At 38.6% G+C, this 16,411-nt stretch carries 13 protein-coding genes; 11 read left to right on the top strand and 2 right to left on the bottom strand.

All coding sequences use genetic code 11. The features are described from left to right. The first annotated feature begins 8 nt into the window (after positions 1-8). The 6 genes from ACS127_RS02675 to ACS127_RS02650 all read left to right on the top strand — a co-directional run bounded on the left by ACS127_RS02675 (position 9) and on the right by ACS127_RS02650 (position 7,802). On the top strand, positions 9-935 hold the full coding sequence (locus tag ACS127_RS02675) for a carbohydrate ABC transporter permease (RefSeq protein WP_440896932.1): 927 nt from the start codon (positions 9-11) through the stop codon (positions 933-935). A gap of 490 nt (positions 936-1,425) precedes the next feature. Continuing rightward, positions 1,426-2,499, top strand: a complete 1,074-nt coding sequence (uxuA, locus tag ACS127_RS02670) for a mannonate dehydratase (RefSeq protein ID WP_440896931.1) — start codon at positions 1,426-1,428, stop codon at positions 2,497-2,499. Beyond that, entirely contained in the window at positions 2,496-3,341 is an 846-nt protein-coding gene (locus tag ACS127_RS02665) for an SDR family oxidoreductase (protein ID WP_440896930.1), read from the top strand. Before uxuA ends, ACS127_RS02665 begins: the two co-directional genes overlap by 4 nt. A gap of 424 nt (positions 3,342-3,765) precedes the next feature. Next, positions 3,766-5,079, top strand: a complete 1,314-nt coding sequence (gene xylA / locus ACS127_RS02660) for a xylose isomerase (RefSeq protein ID WP_440896929.1) — start codon at positions 3,766-3,768, stop codon at positions 5,077-5,079. Positions 5,080-5,266: 187 nt separating this feature from the next. Beyond that, the gene (gene xylB, locus ACS127_RS02655; protein ID WP_440896928.1) at positions 5,267-6,760 is read left to right on the top strand and encodes a xylulokinase; all 1,494 of its coding nucleotides are present in this window, start codon (positions 5,267-5,269) and stop codon (positions 6,758-6,760) included. A gap of 25 nt (positions 6,761-6,785) precedes the next feature. Then, positions 6,786-7,802, top strand: coding sequence for an endo-1,4-beta-xylanase (locus ACS127_RS02650; protein WP_440896927.1), 1,017 nt, complete (start codon positions 6,786-6,788; stop codon positions 7,800-7,802). A gap of 891 nt (positions 7,803-8,693) precedes the next feature. Here the strand turns inward: ACS127_RS02650 and thiD are convergent. After that, entirely contained in the window at positions 8,694-9,485 is a 792-nt protein-coding gene (gene thiD, locus ACS127_RS02645; protein WP_440896926.1) for a bifunctional hydroxymethylpyrimidine kinase/phosphomethylpyrimidine kinase, read from the bottom strand. A gap of 277 nt (positions 9,486-9,762) precedes the next feature. Between thiD and mvk the strand changes: the two genes are divergently transcribed. The 3 genes from mvk to ACS127_RS02630 are packed head-to-tail and all read left to right on the top strand — an operon-like array spanning position 9,763 to position 12,801. Beyond that, positions 9,763-10,728, top strand: coding sequence for a mevalonate kinase (gene mvk, locus ACS127_RS02640; RefSeq protein WP_440896925.1), 966 nt, complete (start codon positions 9,763-9,765; stop codon positions 10,726-10,728). Next, the gene (mvaD, locus tag ACS127_RS02635) at positions 10,718-11,698 is read left to right on the top strand and encodes a diphosphomevalonate decarboxylase (RefSeq protein ID WP_440896924.1); all 981 of its coding nucleotides are present in this window, start codon (positions 10,718-10,720) and stop codon (positions 11,696-11,698) included. The genes mvk and mvaD overlap by 11 nt, the downstream gene beginning before the upstream one ends. Before the next feature lie 14 nt (positions 11,699-11,712). Next, positions 11,713-12,801 (top strand): phosphomevalonate kinase, encoded by a 1,089-nt coding sequence (locus ACS127_RS02630; protein WP_440896923.1) that lies wholly within the window; start codon positions 11,713-11,715, stop codon positions 12,799-12,801. 99 nt (positions 12,802-12,900) lie between these two features. Here the strand turns inward: ACS127_RS02630 and ACS127_RS02625 are convergent, their stop codons facing one another. Beyond that, entirely contained in the window at positions 12,901-14,259 is a 1,359-nt protein-coding gene (locus ACS127_RS02625) for an aldehyde dehydrogenase (protein WP_440896922.1), read from the bottom strand. Between the two features lie 573 nt (positions 14,260-14,832). On the opposite strand from ACS127_RS02625, the gene ACS127_RS02620 reads away from it, so the two are divergent. Further along, a complete protein-coding gene (locus ACS127_RS02620) occupies positions 14,833-15,081 on the top strand; it encodes a helix-turn-helix domain-containing protein (RefSeq protein WP_440896921.1) in 249 nt (82 codons plus the stop codon). Positions 15,082-15,266: 185 nt separating this feature from the next. Next, positions 15,267-16,247 (top strand): ring-cleaving dioxygenase, encoded by a 981-nt coding sequence (locus ACS127_RS02615; protein ID WP_440896920.1) that lies wholly within the window; start codon positions 15,267-15,269, stop codon positions 16,245-16,247. The last annotated feature ends 164 nt before the right edge of the window (positions 16,248-16,411 follow it).

The raw sequence follows: 16,411 nt of genomic DNA, 5'->3' as shown, positions 1-16,411 counted from the left end.
GGGACATCATGAATATATTAAAGAAATTTGCTGGGAAAAGACGTGGAGCAGATGATCTTATTTTTGATACGATAAATGTTGTGATCATGTTAATTTTATTAATTGTGATGTTGTATCCAATGTTAAACACAGTAGCTATTTCATTTAACACGGCAACAGATACGATTAGAGGTGGTATTCGACTTTGGCCGAGAGACTTCACCACCTATAATTATCAACATGTTTTTGATAATGCTCAAATACTCCAAGCGGGTGTTATTTCCATATTACGTACTGTCATTGGAACAGTGACGGGTGTATTTGCTTCAGCTTGTGTGGCGTATACAATTTCAAGACCACATTTTATTTTGCGTCGTTTTACTACGTTAGCGTTTGTACTGACAATGTATATGAATGCTGGTCTTATTCCGAACTATTTATTGCATCGTGAATTAGACTTAATTGGTACCTTCTGGATTTATATTTTACCCACTTTAATTGGTGTTTTTAATGTCATTGTCATTCGTTCATTTATGGATGGTTTACCTGAATCATTGTTCGAATCTGCCCGGATGGATGGAGCTGGAGAATTTGTTCAATTCTTTAAAATTGCTTTACCTCTGGCGATTCCTGTTATTGCAACTGTATCGTTATTCGTAGCTGTTGGTCAATGGAACCAATGGTTTGACGTTTTTATCTATAACTCCTCGATCCCAGAGTTAAGTACATTGCAGTATGAGTTGATGAAGGTATTGAGTAACTCTAACGCTGCCTTTTCATCAGGTAATGCAGCCAGTGCCTTTGCCGCCTCCATGGGTGGAATGGTCGAGACCGTAACACCACAAGCTATTCGTGCGGCAATGACCGTTGTTGTGTCAGTTCCAATTATATGTGTTTATCCATTTTTACAAAAATATTTTGTTAAAGGTCTAACGATTGGTGGCGTAAAGGGATAACAGTAAATGGTAGCGCCTAAGGCTCGTAAAGCTATGGGCGCTCTATTTGTCTATGGTTCGCCGCCAAATAGCCAAACAAACAATGCTATCCATTCACTAATAGAAAAATAGATTTAAGGGGAATGACAAGTGGTTAAATTCAGAGCGGCAAAAAGATTAGCTGAGCAGCTGGCTGAAGAGAAATTAACGCACTATTAAGCTTGGTTACAATGTGAAACATAGGGGATGTTACTTATCGAGAAACGATAAAACTGATGATTCAACCGATTTATAGCTCACACTCTAAAGATGTTGAACAAGTCGAGGAGATCACTTCTGGCTGGATAAGTTTAACCAGAATAATTGTTTAGTTACACTATCAAGATATAAAAAACATTTAACTCAACACTTGTGATCAGCTAAAGAATGGCGCGCTACCATTAACATATCCTTGTCTAGTGTTAATGATCAACACAACCGAACAATTTATGGGTAAGGGAGGAAACAAGCGATGAAAATGACTTTTAGATGGTATGGTAAAGACGATGATATCCCTCTTACATACATTAAACAAATACCTGGAATGACAGGTGTAGTAGGTGGAATTTTCCATATTCCAGCGGGGGAGAATTGGCCGGAAAAGGAGGTTAAACAGCTAGTTGAACAAGCAAATGCTACTGGCTTAGAACTAAAAGTGATTGAGAGTGTTAATGTTCATGATGATATCAAATTAGGTAAAGGCTCGCGTGACCGATATATTGAAAACTATAAATCAACGATGCGGACGTTAAGTAAGTATGGCGTGAAAGTGATTTGCTATAATTTTATGCCGATTTTTGATTGGACACGTTCTGACTTAGCGCTGCCATTAGCCGATCAATCAACTGTATTAGCTTATGAAAGCGACAAAGTCGAGGGAATTGATCCGAGAGAACTGATTGATCGGATTACAGAAGGTGCAAAAGGGCATGTCATGCCAGGCTGGGAGCCGGACAGACTTGCTGATATTAAGGAACTTTTTGAGCAATATGAAGGCATGACAGAGGAACGTCTCTTTGAGAATCTCGTTTATTTTCTAGAGCAAATCATCCCGGTAGCTAAAGAATGCGAAATAAAGATGGCTATTCATCCAGATGATCCCCCTTGGTCCGTTTTTGGTTTACCGAGAATTGTTAAAAATGCTACTGATTTAGACCGGATCATTAAGGCTGTTGATGAGCCTGAAAATGGCTTAACACTTTGCTCAGGGTCATTAGGTGCGAATTTAGCCACTGATTTATTAGCCATTTTTGATCAGTATACGGCAATGGACCGTGCACCATTTGTTCATATTCGAAATATTAAGCATCAAAAAAATGGTGATTTCCATGAAGTGGCTCATAAGGATGAAACGGCTTCCGTCGATATTAAAGGAATCATTAAAATTTTACAGAAAAACAACTTTAAAGGCTATTGGCGTCCGGATCATGGTCGAATGATTTGGGGCGAAGAGGGTCGGCCAGGTTATGGTTTATATGATCGTGCCTTAGGCGCGTCTTATCTGCAAGGGATGTGGGATATATTAGAGGAGGGAAGCGAAGCATGACTCCAACACATACAAATTTAACAGGGAAGGTTGCAGTCGTTACAGGAGGGGGCGGTGTTCTATGTGGTTCAATGGCTCGGGAACTAGCTAAGCATGGGATGAAAATTGCTATCTTAAATTATCCGAAAGAATTCGGTGACCAAACAGCAGAAGATATTAATAATAATGGTGGAGAAGCTATTTCAGTATTTTGTGATGTAACCCGTCTTGAGCTTGTTAATGAGGCCAAAGATGAGGTTATGAAAGTATTTGGTCGAATTGATTTATTGTTGAATGGGGCAGGTGGAAATCACCCAGAAGGAACAACAACAAATGAACGATATCAGGTGGAGGATATCGCTGATGAGGGGGTTCGAAGTTTTTTCGATTTGACTGAAGAAGGGTTTAATCATGTTTTCAACCTTAACTTAATGGGGACATTGATTCCGACACAAGTCTTTACTAAAGAGTTGCTTAAAACAAAAGGCTCAATTATTAATATGTCATCAATGAGTGCTCCTTCTCCAATGACAAAAGTTCCTGCCTATAGTGCCGCTAAAGCAGGAATTGAGAATTTTACTCAATGGATGGCTGTCCACTTTGGAACAACGGGTATCCGCGTCAATGCGATTGCTCCGGGCTTTTTCCTAACAGAACAAAATCGTCAATTATTAACAAATGCAGATGGTTCTTACACGCCCCGAACAACCAAAATATTATCTCAAACACCGATGAATCGTTTGGGAAAACCTGAAGACCTTTATGGTACTCTCTTATGGCTAGCTGATGAAGAATATAGCGGTTTTGTAACGGGGATTAGCATCCCTGTTGATGGAGGTTTTATCGCATACTCAGGTGTGTAGGAGGGATTCCAGATGGAGGATTGAAGTTCGATAACTTAGTGGTGGTTTTATGCAGAATTCTAATGAATGTGATTATTGAGATAGTTGAAGTACCCTTACATGAGGGTCATTGTTGTGTTTGGTTAGATAAAATAGTGAATAAAGAAGGAATAGTCTCGACGATTGGAAATAGCAAAATAGTTAGGCTTAGGGTACTGATTTAAAGGCTAAAAAAGAGCCATATTTTATTGCAAATACTCGAGAATAATTAGATGTAGATTATGTGTCGTGCTAGCTATTACAGCATAAAAAGCCATTTATTATCTTAAAATGAAAGCGGTAAAAATTTTTGATAAAACTTAGTTAATTCAATAGACTAACTAAGTTAAACGTGATAAAATACATGTATTAAGTAAGGAAAACAAATTCAGGAGGTTTTTAAAAGATGGCATATTTTGATGAAGTGACAAAAGTAAAGTATGAAGGACGACATTCAAATAATCCATATGCATTTAAGTTTTATAATCCAGAAGAAAAAATCGGTGGCAAGACGATGGAAGAGACCCTTCGATTTGGTATTGCGTACTGGCATACCTTTGTTGCTGATGGAAGTGATCCGTTTGGAGCAGGTACAGCGGTGCGTCCATGGGATCATTTGAAGGGAATGGATTTAGCAAAAGCTCGTGTTGATGCGGCATTTGAATTCTTTGAAAAAATTGATGCACCATTCTTCTGTTTTCACGATGTAGATATTGCCCCTGAAGGTGATACGTTGCGTGAGTCAAATAAAAACGTTGACGAAATCGTGACAATGATGAAAGATTACATGAAAGATAGTAAAACTAAATTATTATGGAATACAGCTAACATGTTTACTAACCCACGTTGGACACATGGTGCTGGAACATCATCGCATGCAGATATTTATGCCTATGCGGCTGGTAAGATTAAAAAAGGTTTAGAAGTAGGTAAAGAACTAGGGGCTGAAAATTATGTCTTCTGGGGTGGTCGTGAAGGATATGAATCACTTCTCAATACAAATATGAAGCTAGAACAAGAAAACTTAGCAAAACTATTCCATATGTCACTAGATTATGCTAAGGAAATCGGCTTTGATGCGCAGTTCTTAATTGAACCAAAACCGAAAGAACCAACAACACATCAATATGATTTTGATGTTGCAACAGCGACGGCGTTCCTATATCAATATGATCTACAGGATCACTTTAAATTTAATATTGAAGCCAACCACGCAACATTAGCTGGCCATACTTTTGAGCATGAATTACGTGTGGCTCGTGATAGTGGTATGTTAGGCTCTGTTGATGCGAACCAAGGCGATATGTTACTAGGATGGGATACAGATGAGTTTCCAACAGATCTTTATGCTACAACATTAGCGATGTATGAGATTCTAAAAAATGGCGGCTTAGGCAGAGGTGGTTTGAACTTTGACGCTAAAGTACGCCGGGGTTCATTTGAAACAGATGATCTATTCCATGCACATATTGCTGGTATGGATGCCTTTGCAATCGGTTTAAGAGTGGCTCAAAAAATGATTGATGATCGTTTCTTTGAAAATATTGTAGATGAACGTTACCAAACATTCCAAACAGATATTGGTAAGAAAATTGTTTCTGGTGGTACCAACTTAAAAGAACTTGAAGAACATGCAATTGACTTAAAAGATATTGATATTCGCTCTGGTCAAGTTGAGAAAATAAAAGCGAAAATTAACCAGTATTTATTAAATATCTAACGCATTCAACGTTTGTAGTGGAATATCTATGAGAGAATTTATACTAAGGGGCATTTCAGTTGATGTTTACCTATGAAATGCCCTAGATAGGTTTAAGCATGGACATTTGAGTTGATGTTTGTCTTTGAGAGAGGTACTTAATCGAATATTGAATTTGAATTATACGAGAATAAAGGAGGTGCTTTGAATGAGTTATGTAGTAGGTATTGATCTGGGGACGAGTGCGGTGAAGGTACTGCTTGTCTCGAGAGCAGGCAAGGTTGTTGATGAAGTATCAAAGGATTATCCACTCTATCATGATCACCCAGGATATAGCGAACAAGATCCAGAAGATTGGGTTAAACAAACGAAGCTAGCATTGAAAGAATTAACTGAACGTATCGATGATCCTTCTATGATAGAAGGAATAAGCTTTTCAGGACAAATGCACGGGCTTGTTCTATTAGATCAGGATAGTAAGCCACTTCGGAGAGCAATTTTATGGAATGATACACGCACGACTAAAGAATGCCGTGACATTGAGCAAAATGTTGGTTTAGACCGTTTACATGCTATAACGAAAAACCCAGCATTAGAAGGTTTTACTTTACCTAAGTTACTGTGGGTGAAAAAAAATGAACCTGAAATTTTCGATCAGGCAAAGGTCTTCTTATTACCGAAGGATTATGTGCGCTATGCTTTAGCGGGTGATATGAGTATGGATTACTCGGATGCAGCTGGGACTCTGTTACTGAATGTTGCCGAAAAAACATGGAGTGAAGAAATGTGTGAGAAAAACGGTATTCCTCACTCATTTTGCCCAACACTAATTGATTCTGGTCAAGAAACCGGAACGATTTTACCGGCTGTAGCTGAAGAAACAGGCTTGACCACAACTTGTAAAGTCTTTGCAGGCGGTGCAGATAATGCTTGTGGAGCGATTGGAGCTGGCATTTTAGCGGATGGTTTAACGTTAAGCAGTACGGGAACTTCTGGCGTTGTTTTATCTTATGAAGCAACTGGTGATAAAGATTTTCAAGGGCAAGTTCATTATTTTAATCATGGTGAATCATCTGCTTATTATACGATGGGTGTCACTTTAGCAGCAGGTTATAGTTTGAGTTGGTTTAAGGAGACATTTGCTGAGGATATTTCATTTGAAGAGTTGATCGCTGAGGCAAAGGCTTCAACAGTAGGAGCAAAAGGCATGCTGTTTTCACCCTATATTGTTGGTGAAAGAACACCACATCCAGATAGTGCCATTCGTGCGAGCTTTATCGGTATGCATGCTAGTCATACTCGTGGTGACTTTGCTCGTGCGGTTATTGAAGGGATCACCTTTAGTTTAAATGAATCGGTGGAGATATTCCGAAGCAAAGGCAAAAACGTTTCAAAAGTAGTTGCTATTGGTGGTGGGGCGAAAAGTGATCTTTGGCTTCAAATACAGGCGGATATTTTTAATGCAGATGTCGTTACAGTAGCAAATGAACAAGGGCCAGGTATGGGAGCCGCTATTTTAGCTGCTGTTGGCTCAGGCTGGTATTCAACCTTATCAGAATGTGCAAAAAGTTTCGTTAAATACACCAAAACTTACCACCCAATTCCGGAAAATGTAGAAAAGTATCGTCAATTATTTAACATGTATCAACAAATCTATCAGTCAACCAAACAATTGAATCACGACCTAGCCGTCTTTCGTTAATGAATAAAAGGGAGGTCTAGTCAAAATGCAAACATTAAAAGATTATTTTACAGATCAATTTTTAATCGGTGCGGCTGTCAATACAGAAACCATTCAAAGAGATCAAATGTTATTGAAAACACATTTTAATTCGATTACGGCAGAAAATGAAATGAAGTTTGAGGAAATTCATCCAGAGCCTAATCACTATCATTTTGACATCGCCGATCAAATTCTTAGTTTCGCTGAAGAAAATGGGATGGCTTTACGTGGGCACACCCTCGTCTGGCACAATCAAACGCCGGAGTGGTTTTTTACCGATGAATACGGTGAGAATGTGTCTCGTGAAGAGTTACTTAAACGCATGAAGGAACATATTGAGACGATTATAACACGATATAAAGGTCGAGTTTACGCCTGGGATGTTGTTAATGAAGCGATATCTGATCATGACGGAGAACAGCTTCGTCAGTCTAAGTGGCTAGAGATAATTGGTGAAGACTTTATTGACTACGCTTTTAAGTACGCTCATGCTGTAGACCCTGAGGCATTGCTATTTTACAACGACTATAATGAATCAAATCCTGAAAAAAGCAAGAAAATATATCAACTCGTAAAAGGCTTGCTTGATCGTGGAGTGCCTATTCATGGCATCGGTCTACAGGCACACTGGAATCTTTATGATCCAAGCTATCAAGATATTGAGAGGGCTCTCAAATGTTATAGTGAGCTAGGTTTACAGCTTCATATTACTGAAATGGATGTCTCAATGTTTGAATTTGGCGATCAACGTGTTGATATAAAAGAACCCACAAAGGAAATGCTTTATTTACAAGCAGAACGATACCAACGTTTTTTTGAGCTTTTCCTGCAATATCAAGATCATATCTCATCTGTTACATTCTGGGGTGTTTCAGATTATTATACCTGGTTAAGTAATTTCCCAGTAAAGGGTCGGAGGAATTGGCCATTTGTTTTCGACCAAATGGGTGATCCAAAGCCTGCTTATGACCGGATTATTCAGTCATATCTTCCGTCAGCAGTCGGTAGCCCGGCTGATTGATAGATGATAAACTTAGGTTTTAGGATAATCTATGAATCGATCAAAAATTGATTCATAGATGGTGACTCTTGACCCTGAGAAATAGTTTTTTCCCCCAAATGACCTCTGAATCATTTTACTTGGTTCAGGGGGCCTTTTTTGCTTGTTGAAAAGTTGTATGATAACTTTCTATTTTTTATTTATCACAGATAACCGTCCGTAAAACTCGGGGCAACAACGGGTTTCGCTGGGGCGAGTAACCGCAAATGTCTTCGGTGGGGCGAGTAATCACAGCCCCAGTCCCAAATGTTTTCGGTGGGACGAGTCATCGCAGCAATGTTGTCAGATGACGCAAAGCAATCGATCAAGAGGGTGTAACAAAAAGATTTATTCATGAACAAACAGAATATGGATATAGAGGAACCCCCTCCGCAGATGAGATATGTCCCGCTTTCCGTAGCCCTCCATCCCCGCGGAAAGCGAATCCATTGTTTTTCGGAACAAAATAGCGCTCCAAACAGATAAGAAAATCAAAGTCAACATGGGATTGAGCGCCGACTCTCTCGAACTTGATCAAGGTTTAATGACTTTTTTCAGTGTGTGAAAATTGAGTGAATTAAAAAAATTGAGGATAAATAAAAGATCAGGGCTGCCGCAAAGTGACAGTCCCTTTAATGTTATGTCAACGCTCGGAAACCGTAAGTTTATACTCGAAAGAGGTGAGTCTATACTCGAAAACTTTGAATTGATGCTCACAACTGGCGGTTTCACATGATTAGTTCCTATTTGAGTACTCTAGCTAGAAGGGCAGTCAGTATTGGTCTTTTTGCTGGGGAATACCCCTTTTTCACAGCATAGAAAGGCTGTTACACAAGTCATCTTTTATTGTGTAACAGCCCTTATTCGATCCTTTTAATTATGGTAGGCACCGTGTTTGACAGAGCCAACAAAATCATTTAATTTCCAGCCATTTTTAATAGCAGCATGGACAAAGTCTTTAGCTGCAATCACAGCTTCTTTGACTGATTTTCCTTGAGCAAGATTTGCAGTTATGGCAGCAGCGAAGGTACAGCCTGCGCCATGGTTATATGTTGTATTAATTTTATCTTTTTCTAGTACCAAAAATTCTGTGCCATCATAGAAAAGGTCAATCGCTTGGTCATGATCAAGCGCTTTTCCTCCTTTAATGACAACGTTTTTTGCTCCTAGTTCAATGATTTTTTCAGCTGCTTCTTTCATACCGTCAATATCATGGATGGGTCCTGTCTTTGCAAGCTGTCCTGCTTCAAATAGGTTAGGTGTTGTAATAGTTGCAAGCGGTAATAGAAGTTCCCGCATTGCATCAGTATTTTCAGGTTGTAGAACTTCATCTTCACCTTTACATACCATAACGGGATCAATGACAACATTATTTAAATGGTTTGATTTAATTTTATTAGCCGCTAATTCGATGATTTCAACAGATCCAAGCATACCGGTTTTCATGGCATCAATGCCAATTGACAAAATAGTTTCAAGTTGCTTTTCAACAATATTGACATCAATTGGTGTAACGTTATGACTCCAAGTTTCTGGGGTCATTGAAACAATCGATGTTAGAGCAGTCATACCATACACATTGTGTTCTTGAAATGTTTTTAGGTCTGCTTGAATGCCAGCACCGCCACTTGAATCAGAACCTGCTAATGTTAATGTCTTTTTCATGAATTTGTCCCCCTCGAAATAATCTTATTGTCTATCATAACACTATTTTTTGTTAACGGAAATAAGTTAAATTTAACAGCTCATTGATTATTCGTCATGCGTTCATTTTATCCATTTGGTGAGATAGATTGACCAATAACATTGATAAAGGTGCTTAAGTAAAATATAATAGAGGAAAGTAGTTATTGACTATAGTCAATAACTATTATATTTTTTAAGATGAGAAAATAAATAACACCTGAGCCAATTGGCTTAACTAAAGAGGGGTTAACTTATTATGGTTAAAGCAACAAGAAAAAGCGCAATTGGAGAAGCGCATAGTAAATTGATATTGATGGGAGAGCACGCGGTTGTTTATAATGAACCAGCGATTGCGATCCCTTTTAATACGTTAAAAGTTGTAGCAAAAGTCAAACCTACAGTTGGCAAGGTTCGATTTGTCAGTAATTTTTTCACAGGTGAACTAGAGGCTATGCCAGAAAGAATGTATGGGTTAGCTGAATGTATTAAAGCTGTTTGCAGGCAGCTTAACCAGCCGATTGCTAATTTTTATATTGAATTGAATTCATTGATTCCAATTGGGCGAGGACTTGGATCAAGTGCAGCAATAGCAGTTTCTTTAGTACGGAGTTTGTACAATTTTTTCAAAAAAGATCTTAGCCGAGAAGTGTTAATGGAATTAGTTGATTTGGCAGAAAAATATGCCCACGGGACACCGAGTGGGATTGACCGTGAAGCAACGAGTCAACAAAGCTCTATCTTTTACCAAATGAATCAACCTACAGAGCAGGTTAGCATAGCCCGGTCATTACATTTAGTAGTTGCTGATACCGGTAGAGTTGGTGATACACATGCGTCAGTTGCAAGTGTGAAAGAGCAATACCAAACGCTGCATGCAACAACAAAGGAACGAATTGAACGACTCGGTGCATTGACCATTCAAGCTCGACAAGCCCTTGAAACGGGTGAGCTTATAAAATTAGGAAAGCAACTTGATCAAGCCCAATTGGAACTCAAGGCGTTGGGAGTCAGTGATCCGGGACTTGATCATTATGTAGATGTGAGTAAAAAGGCCGGTGCTTTAGGGGCAAAGTTAACAGGTGGTGGCCGTGGTGGTTGTATGTTTGCTTTGGCTGGTTCATTTGAACAAGCAAATGTAATAGAAGCAGCACTTAAGGATGCTGGTGCGTTACAAACATGGTATTGTCAGATTGCCGATGAGGTGATGAGTTATGAGAGCTAAAGCCCGTGCATATACAAATATTGCCTTAATTAAATATTGGGGCAAACGTGATGAAACTCTTTTTTTACCAACTAATAACAGTCTGTCGATGACATTAGATCGGTTTTATACCGAAACATCAGTTGACTTTGATGCAACACTAAATCAGGATCAATTTTTCTTAGATGGGCATCAGGTTGATCACCAAGAAATGAAGAAAATTAGCACCTTTTTGACTAAAGTACGTTCATTTACTGGAGAAGGACGCTTTGCACGAGTGGATTCAGTTAATCATGTACCGATTGCAGCTGGATTTGCTTCATCTGCCTCTGGCTTTGCGGCTTTGGCAGCTGCTGCAATGAAAGCAACCGGTACTGATTTTTCCAAACGCGAATTATCTCAAATAGCTCGGCAAGGTTCTGGCTCGGCAAGCCGGTCTATCTATGGTGGTTTTGTAGAATGGCAAAAGGGTGTAGAAGATGACGGTTCAGATTGTTATGCTGTCCCAATTTTAGATCAAGATGCTTGGGATTTGCGTATTTTATCAATTGAAGTCACCCATGAAGTGAAAAAGGTATTGAGTCGAGAGGGAATGAAAAGGACTGTTGAAACCTCACCTTTTTTTGAAGGTTGGTTACAAGCTGCTGCGGCTGATTTAATGGAGGCTAAGCAAGCTATCTCAGATCGTGATTTTACCTTATTAGGTGAAACGCTAGAGAGGAATGCATTAAGGATGCATGCGACAACACTAGGGGCAAATCCACCATTCATGTATTGGCAAAGCTCTACAGTGAAAGTAATGGAAGCTATCCAGGCCTTACGCATGGAAGGGTTAGAAGCTTACTTTACAATTGATGCTGGACCCAATGTGAAGGTTGTTTGTCAACCCGAGGACGAACAGCAATTGTTGTCAGCGTTAAATAAATTAGCTGTCGTCAAACATATTTATGCTTGTCGGATTGGACCAGGTGTTACCTATTTAGATGTGTGATGGGAGAGGACAATATGAATGCTGAGCGTTATATGGTACGCGCACCAGGGAAATTATTTGTTGCAGGAGAATATGCTGTAACAGAGCCAAAGCAGGATAGTTTGATTATTGCGGTAGATCGATATCTATCTGTCGATATTCAGGCTAACCGATCTAATCGATTAGACTTACCCCAATTGAAATTAACAGATATTAGTTGGAAGCTGGATGAGGAAAAGGTAACCTTTTCAGTGCAAGATCAACGCCTTAATTTTATTAAACATGTGATTGAGACGTTCATTGCTTATGCAGGAGAGCAGTCACCTGTTCATATTTTTGTAACTAGTGAGCTTGATGACCGATCTGGAAAAAAATATGGGCTAGGTTCAAGTGCAGCTCTTTCTGTTGCTTTGATGACTGCATTGTTGAAGTTCTCAACGAATAGTCAAGCCGCCAAGGATCCATTAACAATCTTTAAGCTGGCATCGATTGCTCATTTTAAGGCACAGGGCAATGGCTCTTGTGCAGATATAGCTGCTTCAACCTACGGGGGGTGGCTAAACTATCGATCCTTTGATAGTGACTGGTTAATTGCTCAATTGAATCAAGCCCAATCGGTTAGTGCATTAGTACAATCGGACTGGCCTGATTTAAAAATCACGCCACTCAAGCAACCTGAAGAACTTCATTTTTTAATTGGCTGGACGAAAGAATCAGCTCAGACCGCACCAATGGTTGCGAAAGTACGGAACTTGAAGACAGAGCAGCCAGAGCGCTATCAAGCGTTTTTGCAAGACAGTCAGCGAGCTGTTGAACAAATCATTACTGGTTTTCAGCAGGGGGAAGTCGAGCCAATATTTGCTGGAATAACAGCAAATCGTGCGGCATTGAAGATGATTGGTACTGAAGCAGGTGTACCGATTGAATCACCAGCATTAACAAAGCTTATTGAAGCCGTCTCAACTCATGGTGCTGCTAAAACCTCAGGCGCAGGTGGTGGGGATTGTGGCATTGCCTTTGTCAGTGATCCAGCAGATTGCGAACACATTTATCAATTATGGACTAAAGCTGGGATAGACCCTCTAGATATTCATGTATCGACAGATGGCGTGGTTATTTATTAAACTAATGGGTGCACATGATTTTTGTATCATGAACACCCGTTTTAATTTGCTTATAAGTTTGATAAAAGCCTTTCACTTCATCATATTGATTACACAACTTTATTTCATCATTTTCCGGATCCACTTCATTCGATTTTTAAAATTGGGGTAACGGATTGGTAAATCAAAGTGTGAAGATTGCTTGAGAATACTTTTTTGATGGGTGAATGTTTCAAAGCTATGTTTACCACGGTATGAACCGATACCACTTTCTCCAATACCGCCAAACGGTAAATAGGGTGTTGACAAGTGATAGATTGTATCATTGATACAACCTCCACCAAACGAAATTTGTTCAAGTACGAGATTTTGATAGTGGGCGGTCTCTGAGAAAAAATAAAAGGATAATGGCTTGGGTTGATTACGAATATAATCAATCGCTTCATTAATATCAGAATAAGTAAGGACAGGTAAAATGGGTCCGAAAATTTCCTCAGCCATAATCGGATCTTCATGATTGATGTTTGTTAATACGGTTGGTTCAATACTGCGTTTGCCTGAATTTGTTTGTCCACCATGAAACAAGGTGCCACTATTCAAATAATTTGTTAGTCTTTGAAAATGCTTATCGTTAATAATCTGCCCGTATTCAGGGTTATTTAATGGTGTCTCACCATAAAGTTCGACGATTGCCTCTGCTAGATTACTCAAAAATTGTTCTTTCACATTTTCATGAACAAAGAGATAATCTGGCGCTACACACGTTTGCCCGGCATTAATAAATTTACCCCAAGCTATTCGTTTAGCAGCAAGCTTTAATGAGGCATCTTCATGAACAATAACAGGGCTTTTTCCTCCTAGTTCAAGTGTTATGGGTGTTAAATGCTGGCTAGCCTTTTCCATCACAATTTTTCCAACAGGGACACTTCCGGTAAAGAAAATATAGTCAAAGGGTAGATCGAGCAGTTCTTGACTTTTATCTGCACCCCCTTGTTCGACTGCAATAAAATCATCAAGAAAAGTTTGATTAATGACCTGCTCAATTAACTTTGCTGTATTTGGTGTAAGTTCAGAAGGTTTAATAATGGCCGTATTTCCACCTGCAATCGCTCCAATAAGTGGTGTGATTGCTAATTGAAATGGATAATTCCATGGCGAGATAATTAAAGTCACACCATAAGGGTCAGGATGAATCTTACCAACTGATCCGATATGGGTAAGGGCTGTTCTAACCCGTTTTGGTTTAATCCACTTTTTTAAATGCTTTAAAACGAAATCAATTTCCTTATAGATAATGCCAATTTCAGTCATAAAAGCTTCGGAATCTGACTTGTTAAGATCCCTTTTAAGCGCTTTCATTATTTCGGTTTCATAGTCTTTAATGACTTCTTTTAGCAGATTTAGGGCTTTACTTCTATATTGGTAAGAACGCGTAGCGCCAGAATAAAAGTAGGCTTTTTGTCGTTCGAACACATTCATATATTAACCTCCGCTCCTTGTATCTCATTATATACATATAAGACTATTATAACGAATTCACCCTATGGGAATCGAATTATTCGCTTGAAAAAGCTAGAAAAATTAAACGATCATATACATGATATGATGAGAAATGAATCTTATAACTAAGTGCTGATTTTAGTGGAAATAGAAAATGTCTCAATGGTTTTTCACCAAACCTATGATTGTTTGTTTTTTAATGATGAGGGAAGAATAAAAATAAGTTTATTGCTTTTTTACAGGGGATATTTTTTGAGAAAATACACTCTAAGGGCTACTTACTCACACTCATCCAATTTGCTTGGCAAAATTCCCTGAAAGGATAACATCTATCAGTGTTTACAAATGGGAAGTGCTGAAGTTATTCATGTCATTACAGCTGAAAATTTCATTTAGGATTTAACAGTAGAATAAGAATCAGCCAATTTGCACTTCGTACAAGTCTAATCATTTCTCAATGGATTCATATAATGGTTGCAGATATAACCAATGATTTTAAGTATATCATATTGCGTGATGTAGTTATAGCCAACAATAATTGGGGGAATTGATATGTATACAGAAAAGCGAATTAAACTTAAAATAAACGATTTGATTAGAGAGCGTGATATTTCTTTACGAGAACTTGGGAGATTAGCGGACATTGATATTTCTGCGCTAAGTACTTTAAGTAGAGGACATAGAAAGAGAATCGATTTAGGGCATCTTCAAAGAATCGCAGAAGCATTGGATATTAATGATATGAATGAACCTTTAGTCATTGTGAATGTTGAAGAAGAACAACAAAAGAGTAAATTATGAACACTGAAGTCAAACACGAAAACATGATTCTCTGTCAAGAATTCGGACAAGTTAAATTTAGAAACTTTATTATGCCATGAATCTGAGACAGAAAAATTGACTTTAATAAAAATACTATGTTATATTTATCTCGAATTAAAGATATTATGGACGATTAAGCAATTAAATCTTAGGAGTGTGAAATAATGGTCAGTCAATTAAAAGGGATTCATCATGTGACAGCAATTACGAGCAGTGCAGAAAAAAACTATCAATTTTTCACTTATGTGTTAGGTATGCGTTTAGTCAAGAAAACAGTTAATCAAGACGATATTCAAACCTACCATCTCTTTTTTGCAGATGATGAAGGAAATCCAGGAACAGACATGACTTTTTTTGATTTTCCTGGTATTCCACAAGGATCGCATGGGACAAACGAAATTTATCGTACCGCATTTCGAGTGCCAACAGATGAAGCAGTAGATTATTGGGCGCAACGTTTTGATCGTCTGGATGTTAAGCATGCCGGTGTTGAAGAGCAATTTGGTAAAAAGGTCATTAATTTTATTGACTTTGATGATCAAAAATATCAAATTATTTCTGACGAGAATAATACGGGTGTTCAATCAGGTACTCCATGGCAGCAAGGTCCAGTACCACTGGAATATGCGATTACAGGGTTAGGGCCTATTCATATTCGGATTAGTCCATTTGACTATTTTAAAAAAGTGTTAGAGCAAGTTTTAGGGTTTAAGGTAATTGACCAAAATGGTGATCAATATTTGTTTGAAGTCGGTGCAGGAGGTAATGGTGCTCAAATCATTGTTGAACATAATAAAGATTTACCAGATGGGTCCCAAGGATATGGGACAGTACACCATGTTGCTTTTCGTGTCCATGATCGAGAAGCTTTGGACGAGTGGATTAACTATCTGCCTGAATTTGGCTTCCAAACATCAGGTTATGTTGATCGTCATTTCTTTGAATCGTTGTATGCGCGAGTGGCACCACAAATTTTATTCGAATGGGCGACAGATGGTCCAGGCTTTATGGGTGACGAGCCTTACGAAACTTTAGGTGAAAAGTTATCGTTGCCACCATTTTTAGAGCCTAGACGTGAACAAATTGAGTCAGCTGTTCGACCAATTGATACGATTAGGAGCACAATTGATTTTACAAAAGAATAAGTTTGCTTGGATGAGGTGTTAAATTATACAATTTAACACCTTATTTTTTGAAGGGGGAAATAGTATAATAAAATTAGACATATTTTCTATTTGAGGACATTTCCGTTGCATAAAAAAATGAGGATCAAATCAAGCAAAGTGCTCGACCTATGTCTGTTCGGCAA

The sequence above is a fragment of the Amphibacillus sp. Q70 genome, assembly GCF_052055485.1.
Taxonomy (GTDB): domain Bacteria; phylum Bacillota; class Bacilli; order Bacillales; family Amphibacillaceae; genus Amphibacillus.
Note: the sequence above shows the minus strand (reverse complement) of the source record. Positions and strands in the feature narration are given on the sequence as shown.